This window comes from Kitasatospora sp. NPDC127121 (assembly GCF_042677305.1).
Lineage (GTDB): Bacteria > Actinomycetota > Actinomycetes > Streptomycetales > Streptomycetaceae > Kitasatospora.
This window is the reverse complement of record NZ_JBHXTQ010000080.1, coordinates 19,496-42,766: the sequence shown is the minus strand read 5'-3', so window position 1 is coordinate 42,766 and position 23,271 is coordinate 19,496. Positions and strand designations below refer to the sequence as shown.

The window sequence follows — 23,271 nt, the reverse complement described above, 5'->3', positions numbered from 1 at the left end:
AACGGCACCGGCCTGAGTCTCTACCAGGTCGTCCGCGAAATGCAGTTCCTCCTCGCAACCTGGGCCGGCGCCTGCCCCACCTGCCACCGCGACATACCCAAATCCATACAAACCTGACCAAGCCCTACTAGGCGCAGATGAGAAAACCACCTGGTCAGACCAGCGGATCCGGTCGGCCAGGCTCCTCTGTGCTGCTCAGAACCCGTACGAGGAGCACGATGACTCACCGGATCGCACGTTCGATAGCCGGCGCCCTGGTGGCACTGCTGGCCGCCGTCGGCCTCACCGCCGCGGCGTCGAGCGCGACGGCGACGGCCGCACCCCGGCCCGTCGCGGCCGCCGCCACCACCGTTTCCGTCACCGGCTCCGGCCCGGCCGCCCCGGCGGCGGGCCCGGCCGTCTCCGTCAGCACCCGGAGCGGTCAGACCGCGCCGGCCGCCCACCTCGCGGCCAAGGACGAGAAGAAGAAGTCGGGCTTCTTCGCCAAGCTCGGCAAGTTCCTGATCGTCGTGGTCATCCTGATCATCCTGTTCTTCGTGCTGCTGATCGTCGGCATCGTCTACGCCGCGAAGCGGATCTTCGGCCGCCGCAAGTGAGCCGCGGTGGCCCGCCCCGGCGCCGCTGCGGCACCGGGGCGGGCCACCCGGGCGCGATTGGCCCTGGGCGCGGCATGCGACCGGACCGACGATGGGCGGCATGAGCGACTACCTCGGCCACCAGACCCCCGACGGCCACCAGGCCCCCGGCGGACAGCAGATCCCCGACGGACACCGGACCCCCGACGGACACCGGGCCCCCGGCGCGCTGCGCCCCGAGAGCCGGATCGTCCACCCGCCCCTCGCGGACACCGCCGGCAGCCGTCCGATGGGCGTGCCGCTGCACCAGAGCCACCTCTTCGCCTTCGACACCAGCGACGCGCTCACCCAGGCCTTCAGCGGCCCGGGCGGGGCCTTCTTCTACAACCGCTACGGCAACCCGACCGTCCGCTCGCTGGAGACGGCGGTGGCCGACCTCGAAGGCGGCGCCGGCGCGATCGCCACCGCCTCCGGCATGGGCGCGATCAACACCGTCCTGCTCGCCCTGCTGCGCTCCGGCGACCACGTGATCGCCCAGCGAAGCCTCTACGGCGGCACCTTCGCCGTGCTCGCCGACCTCGCCGAGCGCTGGGGGGTGGAGGTCACCCACGTCGGGGGCGACGACCCGGCCGAGGTCGAGGCGGCGCTGCGGCCCACCACCCGGCTGCTGCACCTGGAGACCATCTCCAACCCCACCACCAGGGTCACCGACCTGCCCGGGCTGATCGGCGTCGCCAAGCGGGCCGGGGTGGTCAGCGTGGTGGACAACACCTTCGCGACGCCGCTGCTCTGCCGGCCGATCGAGTACGGCGCGGACGTCGTCATCCACTCGGCCACCAAGTACCTCGGCGGCCACTCGGACGTCCTGGCCGGCGTCGCCGTTCTCGCGGACGCCGAACTGTACCGCAAGGTCTGGCACTACGCCATCGAACTCGGCGCCGCCGCCGACCCGTTCGCCGCCTGGCTGACCCTGCGCGGCCTCCAGACCCTCGCCCTGCGGGTCCGCCGGCACTGCGAGACCGCGCTCGACCTGGCCGGCCGCCTCGCCGCCCACCCCGCGGTCGGCGCCGTCCACTACCCGGGCCTGCCCGGGCACCCCGACCGCGACCTCGCCCGCCGGCTCCTGCCCGACGGCCACGGCGGCGTCCTGGCCTTCGACCTCGTCGGCGGCCGCGAGGCGGCCCGCACCTTCACCGAGTCCGTCCGCCTGGCCGCCCTCGCCCCCTCCCTCGGCGGCGTGCACACCCTCGTGCTCCACCCGGCCAGCACCTCCCACCGCCAGCTCGACGACGCCGAGTTGGCCGCCGCCGGGATCGGCCCGGGGACGGTGCGGGTGTCGGTGGGCATCGAGCACCCCGAGGACCTGTGGGCGGACATGGAGGGCGCCCTGGCGAAGGTGTGACGGCAGCCCGCCCGGCGCCGACGGGCTGCCGATCGCGTTTGCGTGCGCGTGCACCTAAATATAGAGTGCGTGCACACGCACACACTCTGCCCCGGAGAAGTCCGGGGAGACCCGAGGAGAGACCTCCATGGACACCGACGCCGCCCCGATCGTCCTCATCACCGGCACCTCCTCCGGGATCGGCCTCGCCACCGCCGTGGCCGCCGCCCGCGCCGGGTACGGCGTCGTCGCCACCATGCGCGACACCGGACGGGCCGAAGCCCTGCGGCGCGCCGCCGCCGAGGCGGGCGTCGACGGGCGGATCGAGGTCGAGCAGCTGGACGTCACCGACCCGGCCTCCGTCACCTCCTGCCTGGAGACCGTCCTCGCCCGGCACGGCCGGCTCGACGCGGTGGTCAACAACGCGGGCGCCGGCCACGTCGGCACGATCGAGCAGGACGGGACGGCGCCGGTGCGGGCCGCCATGGAGGTGAACTTCTTCGGCGTGGTCGAGGTCACCCGGGCCGCACTGCCGCACCTGCGGGCCTCCGGCGGCCGGGTGGTCACCGTGACCAGCGTCGGCGGCGTGGTCGGACAGCCCTTCAACGAGGCGTACTGCGCCGCCAAGTTCGCCGTCGAGGGCTTCATGGAGTCGCTGGCGCCGGTCGCCGCCACCGTCGGCGTGCACGTCACCGTCGTCGAACCGGGCGCCGTCGCCAGCGAGTTCATCGGCAACCAGGCCATCGACCTGCCCGCGCTGACCGCCGCGGCCGGCCCGTACGCCCCCGCCCTGCGGGCCTACGTCGACCGCACGCTGAAGGCCTTCGCCCAGGCCCAGACCCCGGAGCAGGCGGCCGCCCCGATCGTCGCGGCCCTCACCGCCGAGCGGCCGCCGCTGCGGGTGCAGACCTCCGAGGCGGCCCGGGCCTTCGCCGGCACCAAGCTGGCCGACCTGGACGGCTCGGTGGTGCGGCGGATGACGGGCGGCTGGGTGGCCTGAGGGATCCGACCCGGGGTCTGACGCGGCTGACAGGTCCGACGGGCTTGACGGGCTTGACGGGCCCGATGGTCCCGCTCGGGGCGGCTCGGGGCTGCTCAGGGCGGTACGGGGCTGCTCGGGACGGTACAGGGCCGGCGGCCGGGGTGGGAACGGAATGATCGCCGGTCATACTTGGGCGGCGGCGCCCGACACCGGACGCCGCGGGCCGTGCCGGCACCGCCCGGCGCAGCCCGCCCGCCAGCCGTCCCGCCCAGACCGGAGGAACCGATGAGCAGCCACCTGCCGACCCACCGCCCGGCGGCCGGGGCCCCGGCAGTGCCGTGGAACCGGCAGCGGCTGCGCAGCAACAACGAATGGCTGCTGCTCGAACTGCTGCGCACCGGCGGCGGCTCCTCGCGCGCCCAACTCGCCCGGGACACCGGCCTGTCCAAGCCCACCGTCTCCGCCGCCCTGGCCGCCCTGGAGCAGGCCGGGCTGGTCCGCGAGGCCGGCCGGCTGGCCCCCGAGCGCGGCCGCACCGCGGTGCTGTACGAGGTCGACCCGGCCGCCGGGCACGTGCTCGGCGTGGACATCGGGCGGGCCAGGCTGCGGGTCGCCGTCGCGGACCTCGCCGGGACGGTCGTCGCCCGCCGCGACGTGGCCAACCGGGGCCGCTCGGCGAACGCCGTCGCCGACGCCGTGGTCGCCGCCGCCCACGAGGCCATCGCCGAGGCGGGCCTGGCCGCCGACGACATCGTGCACGCGGTGATCGGCACCCCGGGCGTGTGGGACGAGCAGCGGCGCGGCGTGCGCTACGCCACCAGCCTGCCCGGCTGGGGCCGGCCCGGCCTGTTCGACCGGATCGGGGAGGGCCTGGGGGTGGCCGTCACCGTGGCCAACGACGCCAACCTGGCCGCGCTCGGCGAGTACACCCTCGGTGCCGGCCGGGGCAGTCGGATGTTCGCCTACCTGCTGGTCGGCACCGGCCTGGGCGTCGGCGTGGTCAAGGACGGCGAACTGCTGCTCGGCGCGCACGGCGCGCTGGGCGAGATCGGCCTGGTGCCGCTGCCCGCCCGCGCCGGTGAGCCTCCGGCGACCATCGAGCAGGAGGCCGCCGCGGACGCCGTGGTGCGCACCGCCCAGGACCTCGGGCTGGGCGGCGCGCCCACGGCCAAGCAGGTATTCGAACGGGCCCGGGCCGGCGACCCGGCGGCGGTCCGGGCCGTCGACCGTGAAGCCGGCCAACTCGCCTACGCCGTCGCCGTGTTGTCCGCCGTACTGGATCCGGACCTGGTGGTCCTCGGCGGCGGAATCGGCAACAGCGCGGACCTGCTCCTGGAGCCGCTGGAGCAGGCCCTGCACCGGATCGCCCCGATGCGTCCGACGCTTGCGCCGAGCCTGCTGGGGGAGGAGGCGGTCCTCCTCGGCGCGGTCGCCACCGCCCTGGAGACCGCGCGCCCGGAGGTGTTCGAGCGCCGGACGGCGGGGCTGCCCTAACAGTGGCCCGTGGCCCGGCGAGCGTTCGGCGGTTCGGCGCAGCGTGACGGCGGACCGGAGGGCGGCGACGCTCGGTGGCCGGCAGATCTCGATCTGCCAACGAGTGGGAGATCCGTGCACAGATCGTGTGCGGGCTCTGCTTGAATCGCACACCTCATCCAAACGGAACGGAGCGTTCTCCACCCATGCCTTCACGCATACGCGGGCGTCGGCGCGCCGGCCTGGCCGGCTTCGCCGGACTCGTCCTCACCATCGGTCTGGCGCTGACCGGTTGCGACCCGTCGGCCGCCGACGGCGGAGCCAAGGCCTCGCCCCCGGTGACCGCCCCGGCGGCCGCCACCACCCAGTCGACCCCGCCGGCCGCACCGCCTGCCGCGCCCCCGGCCAGCACGCCGCCGCCCGCGTCCGACCCCGCGCCGAGCACAGCGGCCGCCCCCGCACCGGCGGCCCCCAGCACCCACGCGCCGTCGCCCACCCCGAAGGCGCCGCAGCCGAAGACCACCACGGCCCAGCCGCCGACCGCCCCGGAGCCGCAGCACACCGCGGCGGCCGGCGGCGCGGAGTGCGAGCTCCGCTCGAACGCGGGGAACTGCTATGCGGCCGGGCAGTTCTGCCGCAACGCCGATCTCGGCAAGAGCACCCATGACGCCAACGGGGGGATGATCTACTGCCGGATGGTCAGCGGCAAGCCGCACTGGCAGGCCTGAGCGAGGCCGACCGGGTTCGGGGGGCGAGCCGTCAGTTCCCGTGCCCGGTCGGCCCGTTCCCGCGGCCCGGGGGATCCTGGTCGAGCTGTCCGAGGGTGTCCCAGAACAGGTGCTCGTACGCCTGGAGCAGTCGGCCGTACTCGCGGGCTGCGGCCAGGGTCGGCTCGTCCAGCGGGTCCGGCCCGAGGGCGTCGGCGGCCTGCTGTTCGAGTGTGGTGGCGGGCTGGGCGAAGAAGTCGAAGAACGCGCAGGCCTGGTCGGGGAAGCCGTAGCGGTCGCGCAGGGCCTGCGCGATGGTGGAGCAGTAGCCGCCCCAGGCAGCGAAGTTGGTGACCAGGGCGACGGCTGCGGCGGTGGGCCCGCCGTTCAGCGCGAGCCAGGCGAGGTAGGCCGGGTAGGCCTGGCAGCCGGGCAGCGGTGGCCGGGCGGCGAGTTCGTCCGGGCCGAGGCCGCAGGCGGCGGCGAGGCCGGGCAGGGTGCGCAGCGCGGCGCTTTCGCCCTCGGCGAGGGTGGCGAACCAGGCGCTCACCGGACGGTCGGCGCTGCGGGTGGCGAGCAGCAGCAGGCTGCGCCGGTCGGAGGCGATGATCCGGTGCTGCTGGGCGGCGAGTTCGGCCAGGGTCGAGCGGGGCGCTGTGCCGTCGGCGAGCGCCGTGACGAGTGCCGGGGCGGCGTCGCCGGGCGCCAACTCGGCGCGCAGGTCGCGGATCTGGTCGAGGATCGGGTGGTTCACCGGTGCCTCCGTGGTGCGGTTCGGTCCCGGTGCCATTCCTACCGCCTGGCGGGGCCCGGTCGGCGGCGACAGGCCGGGGCGGGCCCGGGTTGCTCCCGGCCCCGCGGGTGCGGGGCCGGGAGCGGGCGGTGCGGTAGGTGGCTCAGGACCCGGCGCAGGCGCTGGTCACGTCGCCGGCGGCGTCGGTGATCGCCCCGATGTCGGGCATCTTGCCCTTGGAGACGTTGTCCTGGGCGCTGGAGACGGCCTTGTTCAGCTTGTCGGTGGCCTTGTCGAGCTTGTCCCCGCTGTTGTGGTCGCGGAGCTTCTTGATGTCGTCGCCGACCTTCTTCAGGGCGTCGGCGGTGTGCTTGCGGCGCTCCTGGTCGGTGAGTTGGCCGACGTTGATGGCCGATGAGGCGAGGTCCTGGATGTCGCCGGTGATGCTGACGGCCTGTTTGCCGCAGTCGAGTGCCTGGTCGACGTCCTTGCACGCGCTGAGTAGTGGAGCGGTGGCGAGCAGCGCGAGTGCGGCGGCGGCCAGTCGGTACGGTTTCCTTGTCATGTCTGTATCCCTCCCGCCGGCAACAACGCCTGATCGCCCACTCGTGGTTCCGCCCGATCGGGTGAATCATGGGTGAACCTTTACTGTCGGCCGGGAACGGGAGTTGATGGAACATCAGATTCCGGGCTCGAATTCGCCGAATTCGCCGATGTCACCGACTTCACGTCAGAGGCCCTGCCTCATGACGTGAAGTCGGCTGCGGGTGCTACCGGTTGGCCGGTTCGGACAGGTCGCGCACCAGTCCGGCGAGGGCCGGGGTGTCGACCCCGTGCGCGGCGGCGGCCCGCAGGACGGCGCCGCCGATGGCGTCCAGCTCGGTCGGACGGCCGGCCTCCACGTCGCGCTGCATCGAGGACTTCATCGACCCGGGCACCCGGTCGAAGGCGGTGAGCAGTGTCTGTGCGTCCGCCGGGGCGCCCGCCGCGCCGGAGACGGCCGCGATCTCGTCGAGGACGGTGAGCAGTTCGGACCGGTGCTCGGTGCGCACGACGCCGACCTCGCTGCGGTGGCGGGTGGTGAGCAGCGCGAACGGGGCGAGGAAGGAGAGCTTGCTCCAGAGCATCGCGGTCTCGTCCTCGCGCAGCGTGACATCGAGGCCGGCGCGCCGCAGCCGATCGGCCAAGTCAGCTACCGGACCGGCCAGTTCGAGCACCGCGAAGGGGCTGGTGTGCTCGATCCGCCCGGGCGCGGTGCGAGTGGCCTCGACCCGGATCGTGCCGGCCGCGACCTGCCCGGCCGGGTAGCGCTCGCGCAGCGCCGCGACGTGGTCGATTCCGTTGAGCAGCGGTACCACGACGGCGGAGCCGAGGGCCTGCGGCGGCATCCGGTCGAGCGCGTCGGCCAGCGCCGTCGCCTTGACGGTCACGAACGCGGCGTCGACCGGCTCGCGCAGTTCGGTGGAGGCTTCGACCCGGGCGGTGAAATCGCCGAACTGCCCACTGCGGACGTGCAGTCCGTCCCGGTTGAGGACGGCGGCGGTCTCCTCGCCGGCCAGGCAGATCACCCGGTGCCCGGCGCGCGCGAGCAGGCCGCCGATCAGGCCGCCGACGCCGCCAGGTCCGAGGACGGCGATGGTCGAGGGAGTGGTCGCGGGGGTGGTGGTCATGTCGACTCCTGGTGAGGGGGTGAGGGGGTGAGGGGGTGAGGGGTGGTGGGCTTCCGAGGAACGGCCCGACGAACCGGCCCCGAGGAACCGGCCGGTGGGTGCCACGGCCCGGCGGCCCGGTCATGGCGCCGCCTCGTCCGGGGCGGCGGGGGCCGAGGAGGAGAGGGAGACGAGGCCGAAGGTGAACGGCGGTTCGTGGCGCGGCTTCCGCCCGCCGGCCGGGGTCCAGCGCACGGGGGTGTTTCGGCTGAGGCGCAGCGTGTCGTACCGGACGTTGCCGTGGACGGGGTCGGGGACGGGCAGGCCTTCGGCGCGCAGCGCCTCGACCACCTCGTGGGCCGGCCAGCCGAAGACGTCGATGCCGTGGAGGCCGACCGGGCAGGCGGCCGCACCCTCCACCGGCTCCACCGGGCAGCGCGACAGGAAGACGGCCCGGAGGTGCTCGCCCGGGCCCGAGCAGAGGGTGACGCCGACCCCGGGCAGGGTGAAGTGCAGCGCCCAGTTGGAGCCGCAGACGAAGGTGGGGTGCACACCGCCCGGGAGCGCCTCGCGGTGCGGGGCCAGCAGGCGGCGGACCGTCGCCTCGGTGAGGCCGAAGCGCAGTTCGGGCAGCGGCGCGGGCAGGCGGACGCCGTGGCCGGGCAGCAGGTCGATGGTCACCCGTTCATGATCCCTCGTCGGATGGGCGGCGCGGGGCCCGGGGCGGGTGAGGCTCGGCTCGCGGGCGTACCGCGGCGGTGGCCCGAGCCGCGTCCTGCCGTCGGGCGTCGCGGCCGGTGAGCGGCGGCACCGACTCGCCGGGCGGGAGGCCGGCGGGCCCACCGCCCGCCGTTGCCGGGTCAGCCGGCCGTCAGGCCGTTCAGCGCGTCGGTGACCTGACGGGCGAGGGCGGGCGGCAGCGCGGCGTAGCCCGACTGCGTCGCGGCCGGCTGGCCGGCGGCGCTCACCGCGTGGGAGAGCAGGCCTGCCAGTGCCCGGGTCGGGTGGTTGTCGCGGTTGTCCGGTGCGTCGGTGCCGCAGAACACCGCGTAGCCGACCTGGACGAGCGGGTACGCGCCGGAGCCGGGGTTCGCGTAGTCGACGTCGACTGTCAGGTCGGCGCCCGTGCCGGTGACCTTGGCGCCGACCAGGGCAGCGGTGGCGGCCTCGGTGGTGGCGGCCACCGGGCCGGAGCCGGCGGACAGTTTGGCGGTCCGCAACCCGTCGGCGTCCTTGAGCGGGAGGAAGGCGATCGCGCCGGACTTGCCGGCCACCGTCGAGTGGACGGCGCCGAGGTCACCGACCGTCAGGCCGCCCATCGCCTGAGCGGGCCAGGAGTGGGCGACCGTCGGGTACGGCCAGGCGGCGGGCGCGGCCTTGGCGAGGTAGCGGGTGAAGCCGAGCGTGATCGGCGACACGCCCGACGGGTGGACCGCGGTGATGGTCGTGTCGGGCAGCACCCGGCCGGGGTTGAGCGTGGCGATCGCAGGGTCCCGCCAGCTGGTGATCTGGCTGTTGAAGATCCGGGCCACCGTCGGGGCGTCCAGCGCCAGCGAGTCGAGCCCGGGGACGTTGTAGACGACGGCGATCGGCAGGGCGGCGAGCGGGAGTTGGGCGGGCCGGGCGGCCGTGCACCGCTTGCCGAGGCCGGCGGCCTCGTCGCCGAGGGGTGCGTCGTCGAGGGTGACGGCGTCGACCTGGCCGGCGACGAACTGCTGGCCGGCGGTGCCGCTCACGTCGGTGGCGGTCACGTTCGCGGTGGGGCACGCCTGGTGGTAGTCGGCCGTCCAACGGCTCATGACGGTCTCCAACGGGCCGTCTCCGCCCACGACAGCGCGGGCCGAGGGGCAGTCGGGCGGGCCTGACTGGCCTGAGTGGCCTGATTGGCCGGGAGTGGACGGCGCCGAGGCGGCCGGGGGCAGGGCACCGGCACCGCCGTTGTCCTTCTCCTTCTGCCGTAGCAGGACGGCCGTGCCGCCGGCCGCGGCCAACACGACGGCGACCGCGACGACGAGCGCGGCCGTCCGGCGGCGGGGCCGGGGGACGGCGGGGCCGGTCGGTGCCGGTATGACGGGGGGCCCGGCGGGCGGGGGGAAGGCGGGCGCGAGGGGTGCCGAGCGGACGTCCGGCTCGGTCGGAACGGGCGGCACGGCGGGCCGCTCCCACACGGTCGCGGGCCGGGTGTCGGGCGCGGCCGGGGGAGGCTCCACGCCCGCGACGGACCACGTCAGCAACGTCTCCAGGGTGGGCCGTCGGGTCGGCTCCTTGGCGAGGCAGGCCGCGACCATCGGGAGCAGCTCCGCCGCCAGCCCGGCGAGGTCCGGCTCCTCGTAGACGACCCGGAAGCCCACCGCGTGCGAGGAGTCCGTGCCGAACGGACCGCGCCCGGTGCCCGCGAAGGCCAGTACCGAACCGAGCGCGAACACGTCGGTGGCCGGGCTGGTGTCGCCGTGCCGGAACTGCTCCGGAGCCATGAACGGCGGTGTGCCGACGGCGACTCCGGTGCTGGTGAGCTGGGTGCCGTCCAGGGCGCGGGCGATGCCGAAGTCGATCACGCGGGGGCCGTCCTCGGCGAGCAGGACGTTGCCGGGCTTGAGGTCCCGGTGCACCAGCCCGGCGCGATGGATGTCCCGCAGCGCCTCCGCGAGGCCCGTCGCCAGCCGCCGTACCTCCGGCGGGCTCAACGGGCCCTGCCGGGCGATCCGTTCGGCCAGCGAAGGGCCCGGGACGTACAGGGTGGCCAGCCAGGGCGACGGGGCGTCGGGGTCCGCGTCGACGACGGGCGCGGTGAACGCCCCGCTCACCCGGCGGGCGGCCTCGACCTCGTGCCGGAACCGGGCCCGGAACTCTTCGTCCCCGGCGAGCTCGGGGCGGATCACCTTGAGCGCCACCTGCCGCCCGGACAGCGACCGCGCGCGGTACACGACGCCCATGCCGCCCGCGCCGATCCGGCCCTCCAGCCGGTACCCGCCGATCTCGCGCGGATCGTTCTCCAGCAAGGTCACGTGACCCCCGTCCTCAGACATCCGTCCCCCGTCCCCCGGTCAAACGGGAGCCAGCCTAGTACCGCACCGGCGGGCGCCGTGACGGTGGCTCGGGTCGGTCGACCGCGACCGCGACCTCGACCTCGACCTCGATGGCACTGAGGTGGGAGGGGACCGGGACGGCCTCGACCCGACGTACGCGTCCTGGGTCCGGAGGTAGGACCACCTGCGGGGTTCGGTTTTCCGAACCCCGAATTGGGGGGCCAGCCCAATCGATTGTGCGGCCGTTCATGTCCAGGATGGAGGGCATGAACGGGATGACGACAGCCGCCGTGGCGGCGAGCGGTGAGGTGGCGGGCGCGGCCCTGACCGGGGACGGGCTGCACCGGGAGTACGGGCGGGGCGCGGCCGCCGTCCGGGCGCTGCGGGGGGTGTCCGTGGCCTTCGCGCCGGGGACGTTCACGGCGGTGATGGGGCCCTCGGGTTCCGGCAAGACGACGCTGCTGCACTGCCTCGCGGGGATGGACCGCCCCACCCGGGGCATCGTCCGCTGGGGTGGGACGGAGGTGTCCCGGCTGCCCGAGCGGCGGCTCGCGCAGCTGCGCCGCACCAGGGTGGGGTTCGTGTTCCAGGCGTTCAACCTGATGCCCGCGATGACCGTCGCGCAGAACGTCGAACTTCCCGGGCGGCTCGCGGGGGCGCGGCCGGACCGGGCGCAGGTGCGGGAGGCGCTCGCCAGGGTCGGCCTGTCCGGGCGGGAGCGGCACCGGCCCGGGCAGCTGTCCGGCGGCCAGCAGCAGCGGGTGGCGATCGCCCGGGCGCTGGTCGCGCGGCCGGCCGTGCTGTTCGCGGACGAGCCGACCGGCGCGCTCGACCGGGCGACCGGGCACGACGTCCTCGACCTGCTGCGTTCCGGTGTGGACCTGGACGGGCGGACGTGTGTGATGGTCACCCACGATCCGGTGGCCGCCGGCTACGCGGACCGCGTGCTGCTGCTGGCCGACGGGCTGCTGGTGGACGAGCTCGACCGGCCGACCGCCGCACAGGTCGGCGAGCGGCTGAGCCGGCTGGGCAGGGGAGCACGATGAGCCCCGTCCTCTCCCTGGCGGCCGGCCAGCTCCGGCGCCGACCGGCCTCCTTCGTCGGGCTGGCGGTGGCGCTGTTCCTGGCGGTGGCGACGGTGACGCTGTTCGGCTCGCTGGTCGCCGCCCAGGCCACGGCCCCCGTCGCGGTGGCCCGCCGGGCGGTGGCCGGGCCGGGCCTGCTGCTGATCGCGGGGGCGTTCGGTGAGATCGCCGTCCTGGTCGCGCTGTTCGTCGTGGTCAATGCGCTCGGCTTCACCCTCCGCCAGCAGCACCGCGACCTCGCCCTGCTGCGGACGGTCGCCGCGACACCCCGTCAGGTGCGTCGGCTGGTGCGGGCCCAGGTCGCGGCGACCATCCTGCTGATAGCCGTGCCCGGCGGCGCGGCGGGCACCCTCGCCGCCCGGGGCTTCCTCGCCGCGCTCCAACGGCGCGGGCTGGCCGCACCCGGCCTGCGGATCCCCGGAACGCCGGTGCCGATGCTGGTCGCACTGGCGGTGGCGCTGCTGGTCGGCCTGGCCGCCACCGCCCTCGCCGCCCGACGGATCACCCGGCTCACCCCGGCCGCCGCGCTGACCGCCGACACCTCGGGCCAGCGGCGGGCGGGCGTGCTGCGGGTGCTGGCCGGGCTGGCCGTCCTGGCGGGCGGGGTGCTGCTGCTGCGGCTCGCCGCCACCAGAGGGGCCGGCGAACTGGACAAGGCGGGGCAGGCGACGATGCTCGGCTCGCTGGTGCTGCTGATCGCCCTCGCGCTGCTCGGGCCACTCGCCGCACGGGCCGTGGCCGCCGTGCTCGGCGCGCCGGTACGGGTGCTGGCCCCCGGGGCGGGCTGGCTCGCCGACGCCAACCTGCGCGGCTACGCGGCCCGGCTCTCCTCGGCCGTGGTGCCGGTCGCGCTCCTGGTCGGGCTGTCGGGCACCATGTTGATCATGACGAGCACCGCCGAGCACGTGGTCCGTACGACCGGCGCCACGACCAGCGTCACCAAGGCGACGGACGTCTGGCTGCGCGAGGCGGAACTGGGGATGCTGGTCTGCTTCGCAGCCGTCTCCACCGTCAACACGCTGGTCGCCCTGACGGCCGACCGGTGGCGCGAGTTCGCGCTACTGCGCCTGGTCGGCGCGACGAGGCGGCAACTGCTGCGGATGCTGTCCGTCGAGGCGGCCCTCACCACGGCGGTCGGCGTGCTGCTGGGTGCGGCGGTGGCGGCCGTCGCCACGGGGGCGTTCGCCCGGGCGGTGACGGGGTCGGTGCTGCCGGTGGTACCCGGCGCTGCGTGCGGCTGGGTGGTGGCGGGCGCGGCGGCGCTGACGGTACCGGGGATCCTGGGCACCGGCCTGCGGGCGATCCGGGGGCGCGCGGTCGAGGCGGTCGGCGGTGAGCGGGGGTGAGCGGGGGTGACCGGGCCCTTCGCCAGGTGCGGCGGGGTCGGGTCGAAGCCGCCTGGGTGTGTTGTCGAGGCGGTGAGCGCGGTGAGCGCGGTGAGCGCGGTGAGTGGGAGTGGTGAGGTGGACGGTGGCTGAGCGTCGGCGGTATCTGTCGGTGCGCGGTGGCGAATTGGCCTTCGCGCTGCTCGGGCTGCCGATCGGCGTGCTCGGCGGGGTCTACGCCGTGGCCGTGCTCTATGCCGGGGCGTTGCTCTCGCTCACCGTGCTCGGGCTGCCGTTCGTGGTGGCCGCCCTGGCCGGGGCGCGCGGGTTGGGCGGGCTGCACCGGCGACTGGTCGGGCGGCTGCTCGGCGAGCCGGTGCCGGCCCCGGGGGCGCTGCCCCGGCCGTCCGGGGCGATCGCCCGGGGCCGGGCGGTGCTGACCGACCCGGTGGCCTGGCGGGCACTGCTCTACCTGCTGCTGCGGCTGCCATTGGGGGTGCTCGGCTTCCTGGTCGCGGTCGGATTGCCGCTCAGCTGCGTCTGGTTGGTCGGCTTCCCGCTGTGGGTGCGCCTGCTGGAGTCCGGGCCGAGGCCGGTCGGCTGGCCGGACGTGGCCGGGGCCCCGGTCGGGCTCGCCGTACTGGCCGTGGTGCCGGCGGCGCTGCGGGCGGTGAGCGCGGCCAATCGGGGCCTCGCCCGGTTGCTGCTCGGCCCGGTGCGGTCGCAGGAGCGGGTGCGTGAGTTGGAGACCGCCCGGGCCACTCTGCTCGCCGAGAACACCGACCGGTTGCGCCGTCTCGAACGCGATCTGCACGACGGGACGCAGGCGCAACTGGTCGCGCTCGCCATCACGCTCTCGCTGGCCGACGACGCCCTCAGCGAGGTCACCGGCGAGGTCGTTGGCGTCGCCCAGCCCGAGCCGACCGGGCCGACCGGCCCGCCCGGCACTCCGGAGGCCGAGCGCCTGCGCACCCTGGTCGACCGGGCTCGCCGGCAGACCGACGACACCATCGCGGAACTGCGCCGGCTCACCCGGGGCATCCACCCGGTGGCGCTGGACGGCGGCCTCGCCCAGGCGCTGCCCGGGCTCACCGCCACCGCGCCGGTGCCGGTCACGGTCCGGCTGGATCTGAGGGAGCGGCCGGACGCGGCGATCGAGCAGGCCGTCTACTTCTGCGCGGCAGAGTTGCTGACCAACGTCGCCAAGCACAGCGGCGCGGCGGCGGCGGAGCTCACGGCCAGCGCAGCCGACGGGCGGGTGCGGCTGACGGTGCGCGACGACGGCCGCGGGGGCGCCGCTCCGGGCGGGGGCTCCGGCAGAGGCTCCGGTTCGGGCTCCGGTTCGGGCCTGGCCGAGCGGCTCGCGGCGGTGGACGGGGTGTTGCGGGTGGACAGCCCGCCGGGCGGGCCGACGACTGTCACCGCCGAACTGCCGAGCAGCCTGTGACGGGTGCCCGCGGCGGGGGCCGTCCACGGTACCGCTGCTCCCGGCTCAGCCGCCGTTCTCGGCGAGGTAGGTGAGGACGGCTTTCACCCGCCGGTTGTCGGCTTCGGTCGCCGGCAGGTCGAACTTGGCGAAGACGGCGGCGACGTGCTTCTCCACCGCCCGCTCCGAGACCACGAGCAGCCCGGCGATCGAGCGGTTGGAGTGACCCTGCGCCATCAGCTCCAGCACCTCCCGTTCGCGCGGGGTGAGCGCGTCGACGCGGCTGCGCCGCCCGCCGTGCATCAGGCCGTTGACGATCTCCGGGTCGAGCGCCGTGCCGCCGGCCGCGACCCGCTGCAGCGCGTCCACGAACTCCGAGGTGCGGGCCACGCGTTCCTTGAGCAGATAGCCGACGCCGGCGGCGCCACCTGCGAGCAGCCGGGCCGCCCAGGCGGTCTCGACGTGCTGGGAGAAGACCAGGATGCCGACCCCGGGCGAGGTGGAGCGGAGCTCGACGGCGGCGCGGATGCCCTCGTCGGTGTGGCTGGGCGGCATCCGGATGTCGACCACGGCCACATCGGGCCGGTGCTCGGCCACGGCGGCGACGAGTTCGGGGGCCGTTCCGGCGGTGGCGACCACGGCGCACCCGCGCGCGGTGAGGAGTTCGACCATGCCGTCCCGGAGGATCACCGAGTCCTCGGCGAGGACGACGCGGAGCTGCTTCTCGATCATGTCGCCATTATCGGTGGCGGCCGGGCCACCGCCACCGGCACCGGCACCGGACCGGTCATGCTGCCACTCGCCCTGCCCCGCCCTGCCCTGCCCTGCCCGGCCGCTCGCTGCGCCGGGCGTCGGCCCTGTCATCAAAAGGATCCGGACAATCCGTCAGTTGCCGTTCCTCTGCTGCCCACGCCAGGCGTGGATGCCGGGGGTGATCTCGACCACCTCGAACGGGTAGGCGTCCCGGACGAGTTTGAGCAGGGCGCGCTGCTCGTCCAGCCAGCCGGGGGCGGGGGACAGGACGACCCGGAGGGTGACTCCGGAGTCCTCGGCGTCGGAGACGGTCACCCAGAGGCCGCCGGGCCGCCCCGGCTCGATCCGCAGCTCCGGGCCGTGCTCCTCGTCCAGCCAGCGCACTGCCTCGCGCCGCGCCAACCGTTCCAGGGCGGTTTCCCACTGCTGGAGCTGACGCTCCGTCACCAGCGTGACGAACTGCCCGCGGGCCGAGTCGGCGGTGACGGTGATCTCGCAGTCCAGCCAGTCGTGGCCGAGCAGGGAGCCCGGTGCGTGTCGCCCCAGCACCCGCACCCGTACGCTCCGGCCACCGGTGCGCCCCTCGTGCCCGATGGCGTCGTCGGTGCCGGGGCGGTCCGTCAGTCTGATCAACTCGTTCTGGTGCGAAGCGACTTCACGCACGGTGTACTCCCGGTCACTGCGAATCCAAGGGCTGACATCCTCGCGCAGGTGTTCGTCCGGTGCCAGTCCATGGGAGGGGTTCGTCTCCGACGTGCCGACGGCCCGCCCGACCGTGGAGGTCGGGCGGGCCGGGTGAGACGGTGGGCGGCAGGCGGTCCGTGCTGGTCAGGGCCGGTCCGTGCTGGTCGGGACTGGTCGGGGCCGGCGCGGGTCGACGGGGGCCCGTGAGTGCCGGTCAGCGCCCGTCAGCGCCCGGCAGTGCCGGTCACCGCTGGTCGGCGTGGCCGGTCAGGACGGTGGTGAAGATCGGCTCGCCGTTCTGGTGGCCGGTGACGGTGGTGGTGAGGGCGTCCGGGTCGTCACCGGGGGTGTGCCGGGCGGTGATCGTGGTGGCGGCGTCGTGCTCGGCGTACCGGTGGTAGGTGGTCGCGGCGGAGGCGGGGATGACGGTGGCCGGTGAGACGAGCGCGTTGGTGGCCTGGCGGGCGGCCTCCAGCAGGACCATGCCGGGGACGTGGTCGTTGGCGTGGTCGAAGAGGATCGGGTGCCAGGGATCGGGGGTGAGGTGCCAGGTCCCGGGTGCGTCGGCCGGGGTCAGGACGACGTCGCAGGGGCGGATCCGGCCCACTCGGCCCGGGGCCAGCGGCTCGCCGGAGACGGCGGGCGCCGGGTCGGCCTCGCGGCGGGCCCCGCGTAGCCGCCGGTAGGTGGAGTCCGGCACGGTGGTGAACCGGGTGTGTCCGGTGGCGGCGAGGTGGGCGCCGCGTCGGATGACGGCGCTGAGGGTGAAGTCGATGGTGGTGCCGCTCCGGCGCGGCTGCGGGACGAGTCTGGCCTCGATGCTGAGGTCGGTGGGCGCCGCGCCGATGAGCAGTTGGCGGGGGCGGGTGGTGTAGTCGAGGTTCCACATCATGAACTTGTGGTCGAGCGGGACGCCGAACCGGGTGTGCGCGAGGTAGAGCCCGGCTTGGCGGATCGTTTCAGCGGTCTGGATCGGGTCGTGCCGGGTTCCGTCGGGGGTGGTGAAGAAGGTATGGGCGCGCGGCCACTGCGCGGTGACGGCGAAGGTCGTCTCGTTCAGCTGCTCGCTGCCGGTGAGGAAGACCTCGGCGTGGCAGGCCCGGTGGACGTACTCCTTGGCAACGGTGCTGGTCAGGCGCGGTGCCGGTCCGGTCGGCACGGACGGCCCGGCGGTGCGGCCGGGGGTGGTGCCGTGGTCCGCGCCGGCGGCGCGGGAGATGGCGGGGGCGCGGTAGGCAAGCAGGGTCATGGGAGCGCTCCGGAAGGCCGTGGCGGGCGGGGTGGGCTGCTCAGGGCTCGTAAGATACGTACCTTCCGGTTTGGTTTTCAAGGAGCCCGAACGAAGGTTCGTTGGCGGCCGAGCGTGGTCGGGTGGTCGCTCCAGGTGCCGTGTGATGGCCGTCCGGGTGGACCGAGCCTGGGGTGGATGCCGCCTGGCCTGCAAAGGAATCCCCAAAAGTGGGATGACAGGTGCATTATCACAGCGGGCCGTTTTCGGTGGGATGCGGCCAGAAGTGGGGAGTCGGATTCCGGCTCTGTCGGCTGGGGGAGGGGTGGCGGTCGCTTTCCCGCCCTGTGCCGTCCACGCGGTTTTCCTTCGCTCGAAGGCGGGTGTATGCGACCTGGGGAGGAGGGACCGCCGGTTGACCGGCGGGTAAGATACAGGGTGTTTGGTTTTGTTTGTCGAGCGGTTCAGGCGGGGTGGTTGCGGTGGTGCGGCAGGAGCGGGCGATCCGGACGCGTCGGCTGATCCTGGAGGCGGCGGCCTCGGTCTTCGACGAGCACGGGTACGAGGGGGCGACGATCGGCGAGGTGGTCGCCCGCGCGGGTGTGACCCGGGGCGCGGTGTACTTCCACTTCGCGTCGAAGCGGGAGCTCGCGCAGGGCGTCGTGGAGGAGCAGTTCGGTCGGGACGAGATCCCCGAACGGCATTGCAAGCTCCAGGAGTTCGTCGACCTGGGGATGGTCGTCGCGCATCTCATGCCGCGTGACCCGCTGCTGAGCGCGGGCGCGCGGCTCTCGCTCGGCCAGGACGTGTTCGGCGACCTCGGCGGCGGCGCGATCCCCGGCTGGATCGCCCGGCTGGAGGCGGTGCTGACGGCGGCCGGCGAGCGGGGCGAGCTGCTGCCGCACGTGCTGCCGGCCGAGACGGCGTGGCTGGTGACGGGTGCCTGGACGGGCGTGCAGATCCAGTCCCAGAAGATGTCCGGCCGGGCGGATCTGGAGCGCCGGGTGGCCGTGCTGTACCGGCACGTGATGCCGAGCATCACCGTCCCCGGGGTGCTGGCCACGCTGGACCTGGGCTCGGACCGTGGTGGGCGGGTGGTGGCCGAGTTGGCGGCGGCCCGTGCGGGCGAGGCCTGAGAGTGTGCGTCCGGGGTTGACGCGGCGGCGCTCGCGGCGGCGGTCATTCCGGTTGGTCGAAGCAGTCCGGAGCTCGATTGTCCGTTCAAAAACAAACAGCTCGTTCGGTTTTGTATTGACAAACCGTCCGTCCTGTTTTTGGATGAGCACCCGGTGCTCGGCTGTGCGGTAGCCGCAGCACCGGCCGGCCGGTGGCCGTCGGGGTCGCCGATCCGTCTGGATTGGGGTGGACGTCATGGAGATCCGGGTGTTAGGGGCCTTGGGGGTCCAGGTGTGCGGGGTGTCGGTGGTGCCCTCGGCGCCGAAGCCACGGCAAGTGCTCGCCCTGCTGGCCCTGCGCGCCGACCAGGTCATCTCGGCGGGCGTCCTCGCCGAGGAACTGTGGTCCGGCCATCCGCCGCGCAGCGCGCGCACCACCGTCCAGACCTACGTCCTCCAACTGCGCGACCTCATCGACCGGGCGCTCGCCCACCGCGATGACGCCGGGGGAGCGTGCGGAGCCAAGGACGTCCTGGTGACTTCGCCCGGCGGCTACCGGCTCGACAGCGGCGGCGGGCTGGTCGACCTCCAGGAGTTCGACCGCCTCGCGGGCCTCGGCTACCGGGCCATGGACGGCGGCGACTTCCCGCTCGCCGCCCGCCAGTTGGGCGAGGCGCTCGGTCTGTGGCGCGGTCCGGCCTTCGCCGACATCCCGCTCGGCGGTCAACTCGCCGTCGAGGCCAAGCGGTTGGAGGAGACCCGGCTCTGCGCCCTGGACCAGCGGATCGAGGCCGACCTGCGGCTGGGCCGCCACCGCGTCCTGCTCGCCGAACTCACCGTCCTGGTCGACCGCTACCGCACCCACGAGAGCCTGCACGGCCAGTACATGATCGCCCTGCACCGCTCCGGCCGACGGGGCGAGGCCCTGGAGGCCTACCAGCGCCTGCGCAACACCCTGGTACGGGAGTTGGGCATGGAACCCTCGGCCGGACTGCGACGGCTCCAGCGCTCCATCCTGCTCGCCAACCCCGATCGCCCCGAGCCCGACCGCGCCGCCGGCCCCGCCACCACCGCCGACCGGACCCCGCCCCGCACCACCCGGCTCACCCGCGTCGGCTGAGCCCACCGCGGCGGCGGCCCGCCGCATCGCTGACGAAGACCCTAGATCTGCTCCGGCCGGGGGCGGCCGGTCAGGCCCAGGTAGTGGCCGAGCCGGGCGGCCGCGTCGAGCATGGCCAGGCCCTGGGCGGTGAGCCTGCGCTGCCAGCCGTCGAGGGCGTCGGCCAGGGAGGCCGTGCCGCCGGCCGTCCGCACCTGTCGGAGCACGGTGGCGATGTGGTCCAGCGGGTAGCCGCCGCGCCGGAGCAGGTGGGCGAGTTCGGCGTCGCGGATGTCGTCGGCGCGGAAGACGCGGTGTCCGGTGGCCTGGTCCCGGGCGGGGGCGAGGATGCCTGCGCCCTCCCAGTTGCGCACGGTCGCCGGGGTGACGCCGAGCCGGTGGGCGAGTTCGCCGATGCTCAGGACGGCACCGTCCACCGCGGGCTCCGCCGACGGGCCCGCCGCAAGATCCGCTGCAATGTCCCGCGCCGCAATGTCCCGCGCCGCAATGTCCCGCGCCGCGTCGGGCCGCGCCGCGTCGGGCCGCGCCGCAATGTCCCGCGCCGCGTCGGGCCGCGCCGCAAGGTGGTGCACGGCCTTCCGCACCGCGTCCAGGGTGTCGCGGTCGCGGAGCAGTTGGCCGTGCCCGCGGTCGATGGCCGTCAGGGCGTCGTCGAGCCCGCCCCGGTGGAGCGCGGTCATGATCCGGCCGCCGGTCGCGTGGCCGTACGCCGCGACGAGGGAGCGGTAGGCGTCGAGCGCGGCCGCGTGCACCTCGGTGTAGATCCGGTAGCCGCTGGCGGTGCGTTCGGCGGGCGGGAGGAAGCCGTCCCGTTCGTAGTTGCGTACGGCCTGGGCCGAGAGGCCGTGCCCGCGGGCGAGGTCGGAGGGGCGCATGGTGGTCACCGGTTTGAGGCTTCAGCGGAGGATCGGGCGGTCGGAGCAGGAAAAGTCTCAACCGTTCTTTCAAGGATACGCTTGAGGACCATGAGTCAGGACTTGCGAGACCTCGTCCCTTCGTCGTGCGCACTGCTGGCGCTCGGTGAACCCACCCACCGGGAACCGGCCTTCGCGCGGATCCGCAACGAGCTGTTCGCCCAGCTGGTCGACCGGGGATTCCGGTCGATCGCCCTCGAAACCGACCGGGTGGCCGCGCTCGCCGTGAACGACTTCGTCCAGGAGGGGGTGGGCACCCTCGACTCGGTGATGGGCGAGGGCTTCTCCCACGGCTTCGGAGAGCTGGACGGCAACCGGCGGCTGGTCGCCTGGATGCGCGAGTACAACCGGAGCCGGCCGCCGGCAGACCGTCTGGCCTTCCACGGCTTCGACGCGCAGACGGAGAACACCAGCGCACCCAGCCCGCGGCGCTACCTCGAACACGCCCGCGACTACCTCGGGCTCGACCTCGACCTCGCCGGCCTGGTCGGCGACGACCAGCGCTGGAGCCGCCCCGAGGCGGTCCTGGACCCGGAGATGTCGCCCGGCGCCTCCGCCGAGGCGGAGAAGCTGCGGACGATCGCCGACGACCTGCTCACCCTGCTGTACGCGCGGGCCCCGGAACTGGTCGCGGCGACCTCGCGCGCCGAGTGGCGCAGGGCCAGGACGCATCTCACCGCCGGCCTCGGCCTGCTCCGCTACCACCGGCAGTCGGCCGAGCACCTGGAGCCGGGCGCCCGGCTGTCCGGCCTCCTCGGCACCCGGGACGTGCTCATGGCCCAGAACCTCCTCGACATCCGCAGCGGCGAGGCCCGCCGAGGGGGAACCCTCGTCTTCGCCCACAACCTCCACCTGCAACGGCAGCCGAGCACCATGCGGTTGGCGGACCTGGACCTGGCCTGGAGCGGCGCCGGCGCCATCCTGGACTCCCTGGACGAGCCGTACACCTTCGTCCCCGGCAGCCTGGGGCGCAGCGCGGCCGTCGGGCTCCAGGAGCCCGAGCCGGACACCCGCGAGGGCGCGCTCCAGCGCGGGGCCGCCACCTGGGGACTGGTCGAGCCCGGTGCGGCCGCCGGCGGCCGGACGCGCACCGACACCACGCCTGAGCAGGGCTACTTCCCGCTCGACCGGGCTGTCCTCGACGGGGCCGACGCGATCCTGCACATCGGCGACGGCACCGCCGCCGCCGCGTCCTGACGGGGCACCGCCGCCACGCTCTGACGTGACGTCACCACCGCCGTCGCGCTGACACGGCGGCCTGCGGAGGGCGGACCCCCGGTAGCGTCAGGTACGGGCCCCCGGGCCCGGATAGGACGTCCGCAAGTGGCCCAGGAGCGCGGCCGTGGGCGGCGCGATGGGGCGGCCGGTCGGCCAGGCCAGCGCGATCCGCACCAGCGGTACGGGGTCGGTGAGCGGCCGGATCCGCAGCCCGGCGGCGGGCGGCGGATCCGGCAGCACGGCCACGCCCAGCCCGTGCGCGGCGAGTTCGGCCAGCTGCGGCGGGGCGGCCGCCTCGACCGCGACCGTGGGGCGCGCCCCGGCCGCGGCCAGGGCCTGCTCCAGCGCCGTCCGCAGGCCGGTGCCGCGCGGGGTGCTCACCAGGGCGTGCCCGGCCAGCGCGGCGACCGGCAGGGGGCCGTCCGGTCCGCCGGCCAGCGGGTGGTGCCCGGTGAAGGCGGCGACCAGCGGGGCTTCCAGCACGGTGTGCAGGGCGAGCCCGGCCAGCGTCCGCCAGCCGTCGTCGTCGTCCCGTCCGCTGGCGGCGGTGGGCAGGCCGATCACGGCGAGGTCCAAGTGCCCCTCGCGCAGCGCGCCGAGCATCCGCGCGGTACCGTCCTCGGCCAGCGAGAGGTCGATGCCCGGGTGGTCGCGGCGGAACGCGGCGAGCGTGGTGGCGAGTCCGGGGAGGTCGTCCGCCCCGGCCGGCGGGACAGGGCCCAGGGCTGCCCCGGAGACCAGCCCGAGCCGGACGTGCCCGCGCCGCAGCCCGCCGAAGTCCTGCGCCGTCTGCCGCGCCGCCGCGGCGGAGGCGAGCGCCGCCCGCGCGTGCGGGAGCACCGCCTCGCCGACCGGGGTGAGCCGGACGCCGCGCCCGCTGCGGTCCAGCAGCCGGTGGCCCAACTCCTTCTCCAGCTGCCGGATCTGGGCGCTCACCCCGGGCTGGGTGAGGTGCAGCAGCTCGGCGGCGCGGGTGAAACTGCCCTGCTGGGCCACGGTGACGAAGTACTGGAGCTGCCGGAGTTCCATAACTTCTGATGATAGGTGGAAGAACTCCCCGGTCTTGGACGTACGGAGGGCCCCGGCCGCAGGCTGGAGGCATGGAAACCGTGCAGCACGACCAGGGCGTCGACTGGGTCCGCGAACAGATCGCGGCCGAACGCCGGGAACTCGCCGAGGTGTTCACCACCTTCACCCGGGACCAGTGGAACTCCCCGTCGCTGTGCGCCGGTTGGCGCGTCCGCGAGGTCGCCGCCCATATGAGCACCGGCTTTCGCTACTCCACGGCCCGCAACCTTGCGGACCTCATGCGGGCCGGCGGCTCCCTCCACCGGATGACCGACCGGGTGGCCCGCCGCGACGCCGCCGCCCTCACCGACCGCCAACTCGCCGCCGCCCTCGCCGACCACGCCGAACACCCCTGGCGCCCCCCGGTCGGCGGCCGGATCGCCGCCCTCGGCCACGACGTCGTCCACGGCCTCGACATCACGACCGCGCTCGGCCTGCCCTCGCGCCTCCCGCTGCCTCGGGTCACCGCCCTGCTCGCCACCGTCTCCCGCCGCAGCCTGCGCTTCTTCGGCGCCCGACTCGACGGCGTCCACCTGCGGGCCACGGACACAGGCTGGGCGTACGGCGAGGGCCCGGCCGTGGTGGAGGGCCGGGCCGAACACCTCCTGCTGCTCGCCTACGGGCGCCGCCTGCCGCCCGGCCTGGTCACCGGCCCGGGTGCGGGGCGGTTCACCCTGGACGGGTAGCGGGCGCGGCCGCTCTCGGGTGTCCGGCCGTCGGCGAGAGCGCCGTGCAGGTACCGAAGCAGGTCACCAGGCTGGCCCACGGCCCCCGACCCCGACTCCCGACCCCGCGAGGCGCCGCCGCGC

Annotated in this window: 22 protein-coding genes; 12 read left to right on the top strand and 10 right to left on the bottom strand. The window is 74.8% G+C overall.

Annotation, left to right across the window (positions count from 1 at the left end):
* Positions 1–218: 218 nt before the first annotated feature.
* The 5 genes from ACFVHI_RS30285 to ACFVHI_RS30265 all read left to right on the top strand — a co-directional run bounded on the left by ACFVHI_RS30285 (position 219) and on the right by ACFVHI_RS30265 (position 5,139).
* The gene (locus ACFVHI_RS30285; protein ID WP_063350731.1) at positions 219–596 is read left to right on the top strand and encodes a hypothetical protein; all 378 of its coding nucleotides are present in this window, start codon (positions 219–221) and stop codon (positions 594–596) included.
* 100 nt (positions 597–696) lie between these two features.
* Positions 697–1,977, top strand: coding sequence for a trans-sulfuration enzyme family protein (locus ACFVHI_RS30280; RefSeq protein WP_380344789.1), 1,281 nt, complete (start codon positions 697–699; stop codon positions 1,975–1,977).
* A 127-nt stretch (positions 1,978–2,104) separates the two neighbouring features.
* Positions 2,105–2,956 (top strand): SDR family NAD(P)-dependent oxidoreductase, encoded by an 852-nt coding sequence (locus ACFVHI_RS30275; RefSeq protein ID WP_380344786.1) that lies wholly within the window; start codon positions 2,105–2,107, stop codon positions 2,954–2,956.
* 267 nt (positions 2,957–3,223) lie between these two features.
* Positions 3,224–4,432, top strand: coding sequence for an ROK family transcriptional regulator (locus ACFVHI_RS30270; RefSeq protein WP_063350733.1), 1,209 nt, complete (start codon positions 3,224–3,226; stop codon positions 4,430–4,432).
* A gap of 185 nt (positions 4,433–4,617) precedes the next feature.
* Complete coding sequence (locus ACFVHI_RS30265) at positions 4,618–5,139, top strand: hypothetical protein (RefSeq protein ID WP_380344782.1); 522 nt, start codon at positions 4,618–4,620, stop codon at positions 5,137–5,139.
* A 31-nt stretch (positions 5,140–5,170) separates the two neighbouring features.
* On the opposite strand, the gene ACFVHI_RS30260 is transcribed toward ACFVHI_RS30265, so the two are convergent.
* From ACFVHI_RS30260 to ACFVHI_RS30240, 5 genes are all read right to left on the bottom strand, one after another.
* Complete coding sequence (locus tag ACFVHI_RS30260) at positions 5,171–5,872, bottom strand: transcriptional regulator (protein ID WP_380344779.1); 702 nt, start codon at positions 5,870–5,872, stop codon at positions 5,171–5,173.
* 142 nt (positions 5,873–6,014) lie between these two features.
* Positions 6,015–6,416: a hypothetical protein gene (locus tag ACFVHI_RS30255; RefSeq protein ID WP_063350735.1), complete on the bottom strand. Its 402-nt coding sequence runs from the start codon at positions 6,414–6,416 to the stop codon at positions 6,015–6,017.
* Positions 6,417–6,621: 205 nt separating this feature from the next.
* Positions 6,622–7,521: a ketopantoate reductase family protein gene (locus ACFVHI_RS30250; RefSeq protein ID WP_380344776.1), complete on the bottom strand. Its 900-nt coding sequence runs from the start codon at positions 7,519–7,521 to the stop codon at positions 6,622–6,624.
* Positions 7,522–7,641: 120 nt separating this feature from the next.
* Complete coding sequence (locus ACFVHI_RS30245) at positions 7,642–8,181, bottom strand: hypothetical protein (protein WP_380344774.1); 540 nt, start codon at positions 8,179–8,181, stop codon at positions 7,642–7,644.
* A gap of 179 nt (positions 8,182–8,360) precedes the next feature.
* Positions 8,361–10,505: a serine/threonine-protein kinase gene (locus tag ACFVHI_RS30240; protein WP_380344771.1), complete on the bottom strand. Its 2,145-nt coding sequence runs from the start codon at positions 10,503–10,505 to the stop codon at positions 8,361–8,363.
* A gap of 296 nt (positions 10,506–10,801) precedes the next feature.
* On the opposite strand from ACFVHI_RS30240, the gene ACFVHI_RS30235 reads away from it, so the two are divergent.
* The 3 genes from ACFVHI_RS30235 to ACFVHI_RS30225 all read left to right on the top strand — a co-directional run bounded on the left by ACFVHI_RS30235 (position 10,802) and on the right by ACFVHI_RS30225 (position 14,383).
* A complete protein-coding gene (locus ACFVHI_RS30235) occupies positions 10,802–11,572 on the top strand; it encodes an ABC transporter ATP-binding protein (RefSeq protein WP_380344792.1) in 771 nt (256 codons plus the stop codon).
* Positions 11,569–12,957, top strand: coding sequence for an FtsX-like permease family protein (locus tag ACFVHI_RS30230; protein WP_380344768.1), 1,389 nt, complete (start codon positions 11,569–11,571; stop codon positions 12,955–12,957). Before ACFVHI_RS30235 ends, ACFVHI_RS30230 begins: the two co-directional genes overlap by 4 nt.
* Before the next feature lie 124 nt (positions 12,958–13,081).
* On the top strand, positions 13,082–14,383 hold the full coding sequence (locus ACFVHI_RS30225; protein WP_380344765.1) for a sensor histidine kinase: 1,302 nt from the start codon (positions 13,082–13,084) through the stop codon (positions 14,381–14,383).
* Positions 14,384–14,428: 45 nt separating this feature from the next.
* On the opposite strand, the gene ACFVHI_RS30220 is transcribed toward ACFVHI_RS30225, so the two are convergent.
* The 3 genes from ACFVHI_RS30220 to ACFVHI_RS30210 all read right to left on the bottom strand — a co-directional run bounded on the left by ACFVHI_RS30220 (position 14,429) and on the right by ACFVHI_RS30210 (position 17,048).
* The gene (locus tag ACFVHI_RS30220) at positions 14,429–15,094 is read right to left on the bottom strand and encodes a response regulator transcription factor (RefSeq protein ID WP_363378622.1); all 666 of its coding nucleotides are present in this window, start codon (positions 15,092–15,094) and stop codon (positions 14,429–14,431) included.
* A gap of 153 nt (positions 15,095–15,247) precedes the next feature.
* Positions 15,248–15,778 carry a DUF5959 family protein gene (locus ACFVHI_RS30215; protein WP_380344762.1) on the bottom strand — a complete coding sequence of 177 codons (531 nt, stop codon included), beginning with the start codon at positions 15,776–15,778 and terminating at the stop codon, positions 15,248–15,250.
* Between the two features lie 265 nt (positions 15,779–16,043).
* Positions 16,044–17,048 carry a ScbA/BarX family gamma-butyrolactone biosynthesis protein gene (locus ACFVHI_RS30210; RefSeq protein ID WP_363378626.1) on the bottom strand — a complete coding sequence of 335 codons (1,005 nt, stop codon included), beginning with the start codon at positions 17,046–17,048 and terminating at the stop codon, positions 16,044–16,046.
* 461 nt (positions 17,049–17,509) lie between these two features.
* Here ACFVHI_RS30210 and ACFVHI_RS30205 point away from each other — a divergent pair, with 461 nt between their 5' ends.
* Complete coding sequence (locus ACFVHI_RS30205) at positions 17,510–18,163, top strand: ScbR family autoregulator-binding transcription factor (protein ID WP_380344758.1); 654 nt, start codon at positions 17,510–17,512, stop codon at positions 18,161–18,163.
* Positions 18,164–18,398: 235 nt separating this feature from the next.
* Positions 18,399–19,262 carry a BTAD domain-containing putative transcriptional regulator gene (locus ACFVHI_RS30200; RefSeq protein WP_380344755.1) on the top strand — a complete coding sequence of 288 codons (864 nt, stop codon included), beginning with the start codon at positions 18,399–18,401 and terminating at the stop codon, positions 19,260–19,262.
* Positions 19,263–19,303: 41 nt separating this feature from the next.
* On the opposite strand, the gene ACFVHI_RS30195 is transcribed toward ACFVHI_RS30200, so the two are convergent.
* A complete protein-coding gene (locus tag ACFVHI_RS30195) occupies positions 19,304–20,146 on the bottom strand; it encodes a TioE family transcriptional regulator (protein ID WP_380344752.1) in 843 nt (280 codons plus the stop codon).
* A gap of 81 nt (positions 20,147–20,227) precedes the next feature.
* On the opposite strand from ACFVHI_RS30195, the gene ACFVHI_RS30190 reads away from it, so the two are divergent.
* The gene (locus ACFVHI_RS30190) at positions 20,228–21,373 is read left to right on the top strand and encodes an erythromycin esterase family protein (protein ID WP_380344749.1); all 1,146 of its coding nucleotides are present in this window, start codon (positions 20,228–20,230) and stop codon (positions 21,371–21,373) included.
* A gap of 87 nt (positions 21,374–21,460) precedes the next feature.
* Here ACFVHI_RS30190 and ACFVHI_RS30185 read toward each other — a convergent pair whose 3' ends face one another.
* A complete protein-coding gene (locus ACFVHI_RS30185) occupies positions 21,461–22,423 on the bottom strand; it encodes a LysR family transcriptional regulator (protein WP_380344746.1) in 963 nt (320 codons plus the stop codon).
* Between the two features lie 71 nt (positions 22,424–22,494).
* Here ACFVHI_RS30185 and ACFVHI_RS30180 point away from each other — a divergent pair, with 71 nt between their 5' ends.
* A complete protein-coding gene (locus tag ACFVHI_RS30180) occupies positions 22,495–23,148 on the top strand; it encodes a maleylpyruvate isomerase family mycothiol-dependent enzyme (protein WP_380344743.1) in 654 nt (217 codons plus the stop codon).
* The last annotated feature ends 123 nt before the right edge of the window (positions 23,149–23,271 follow it).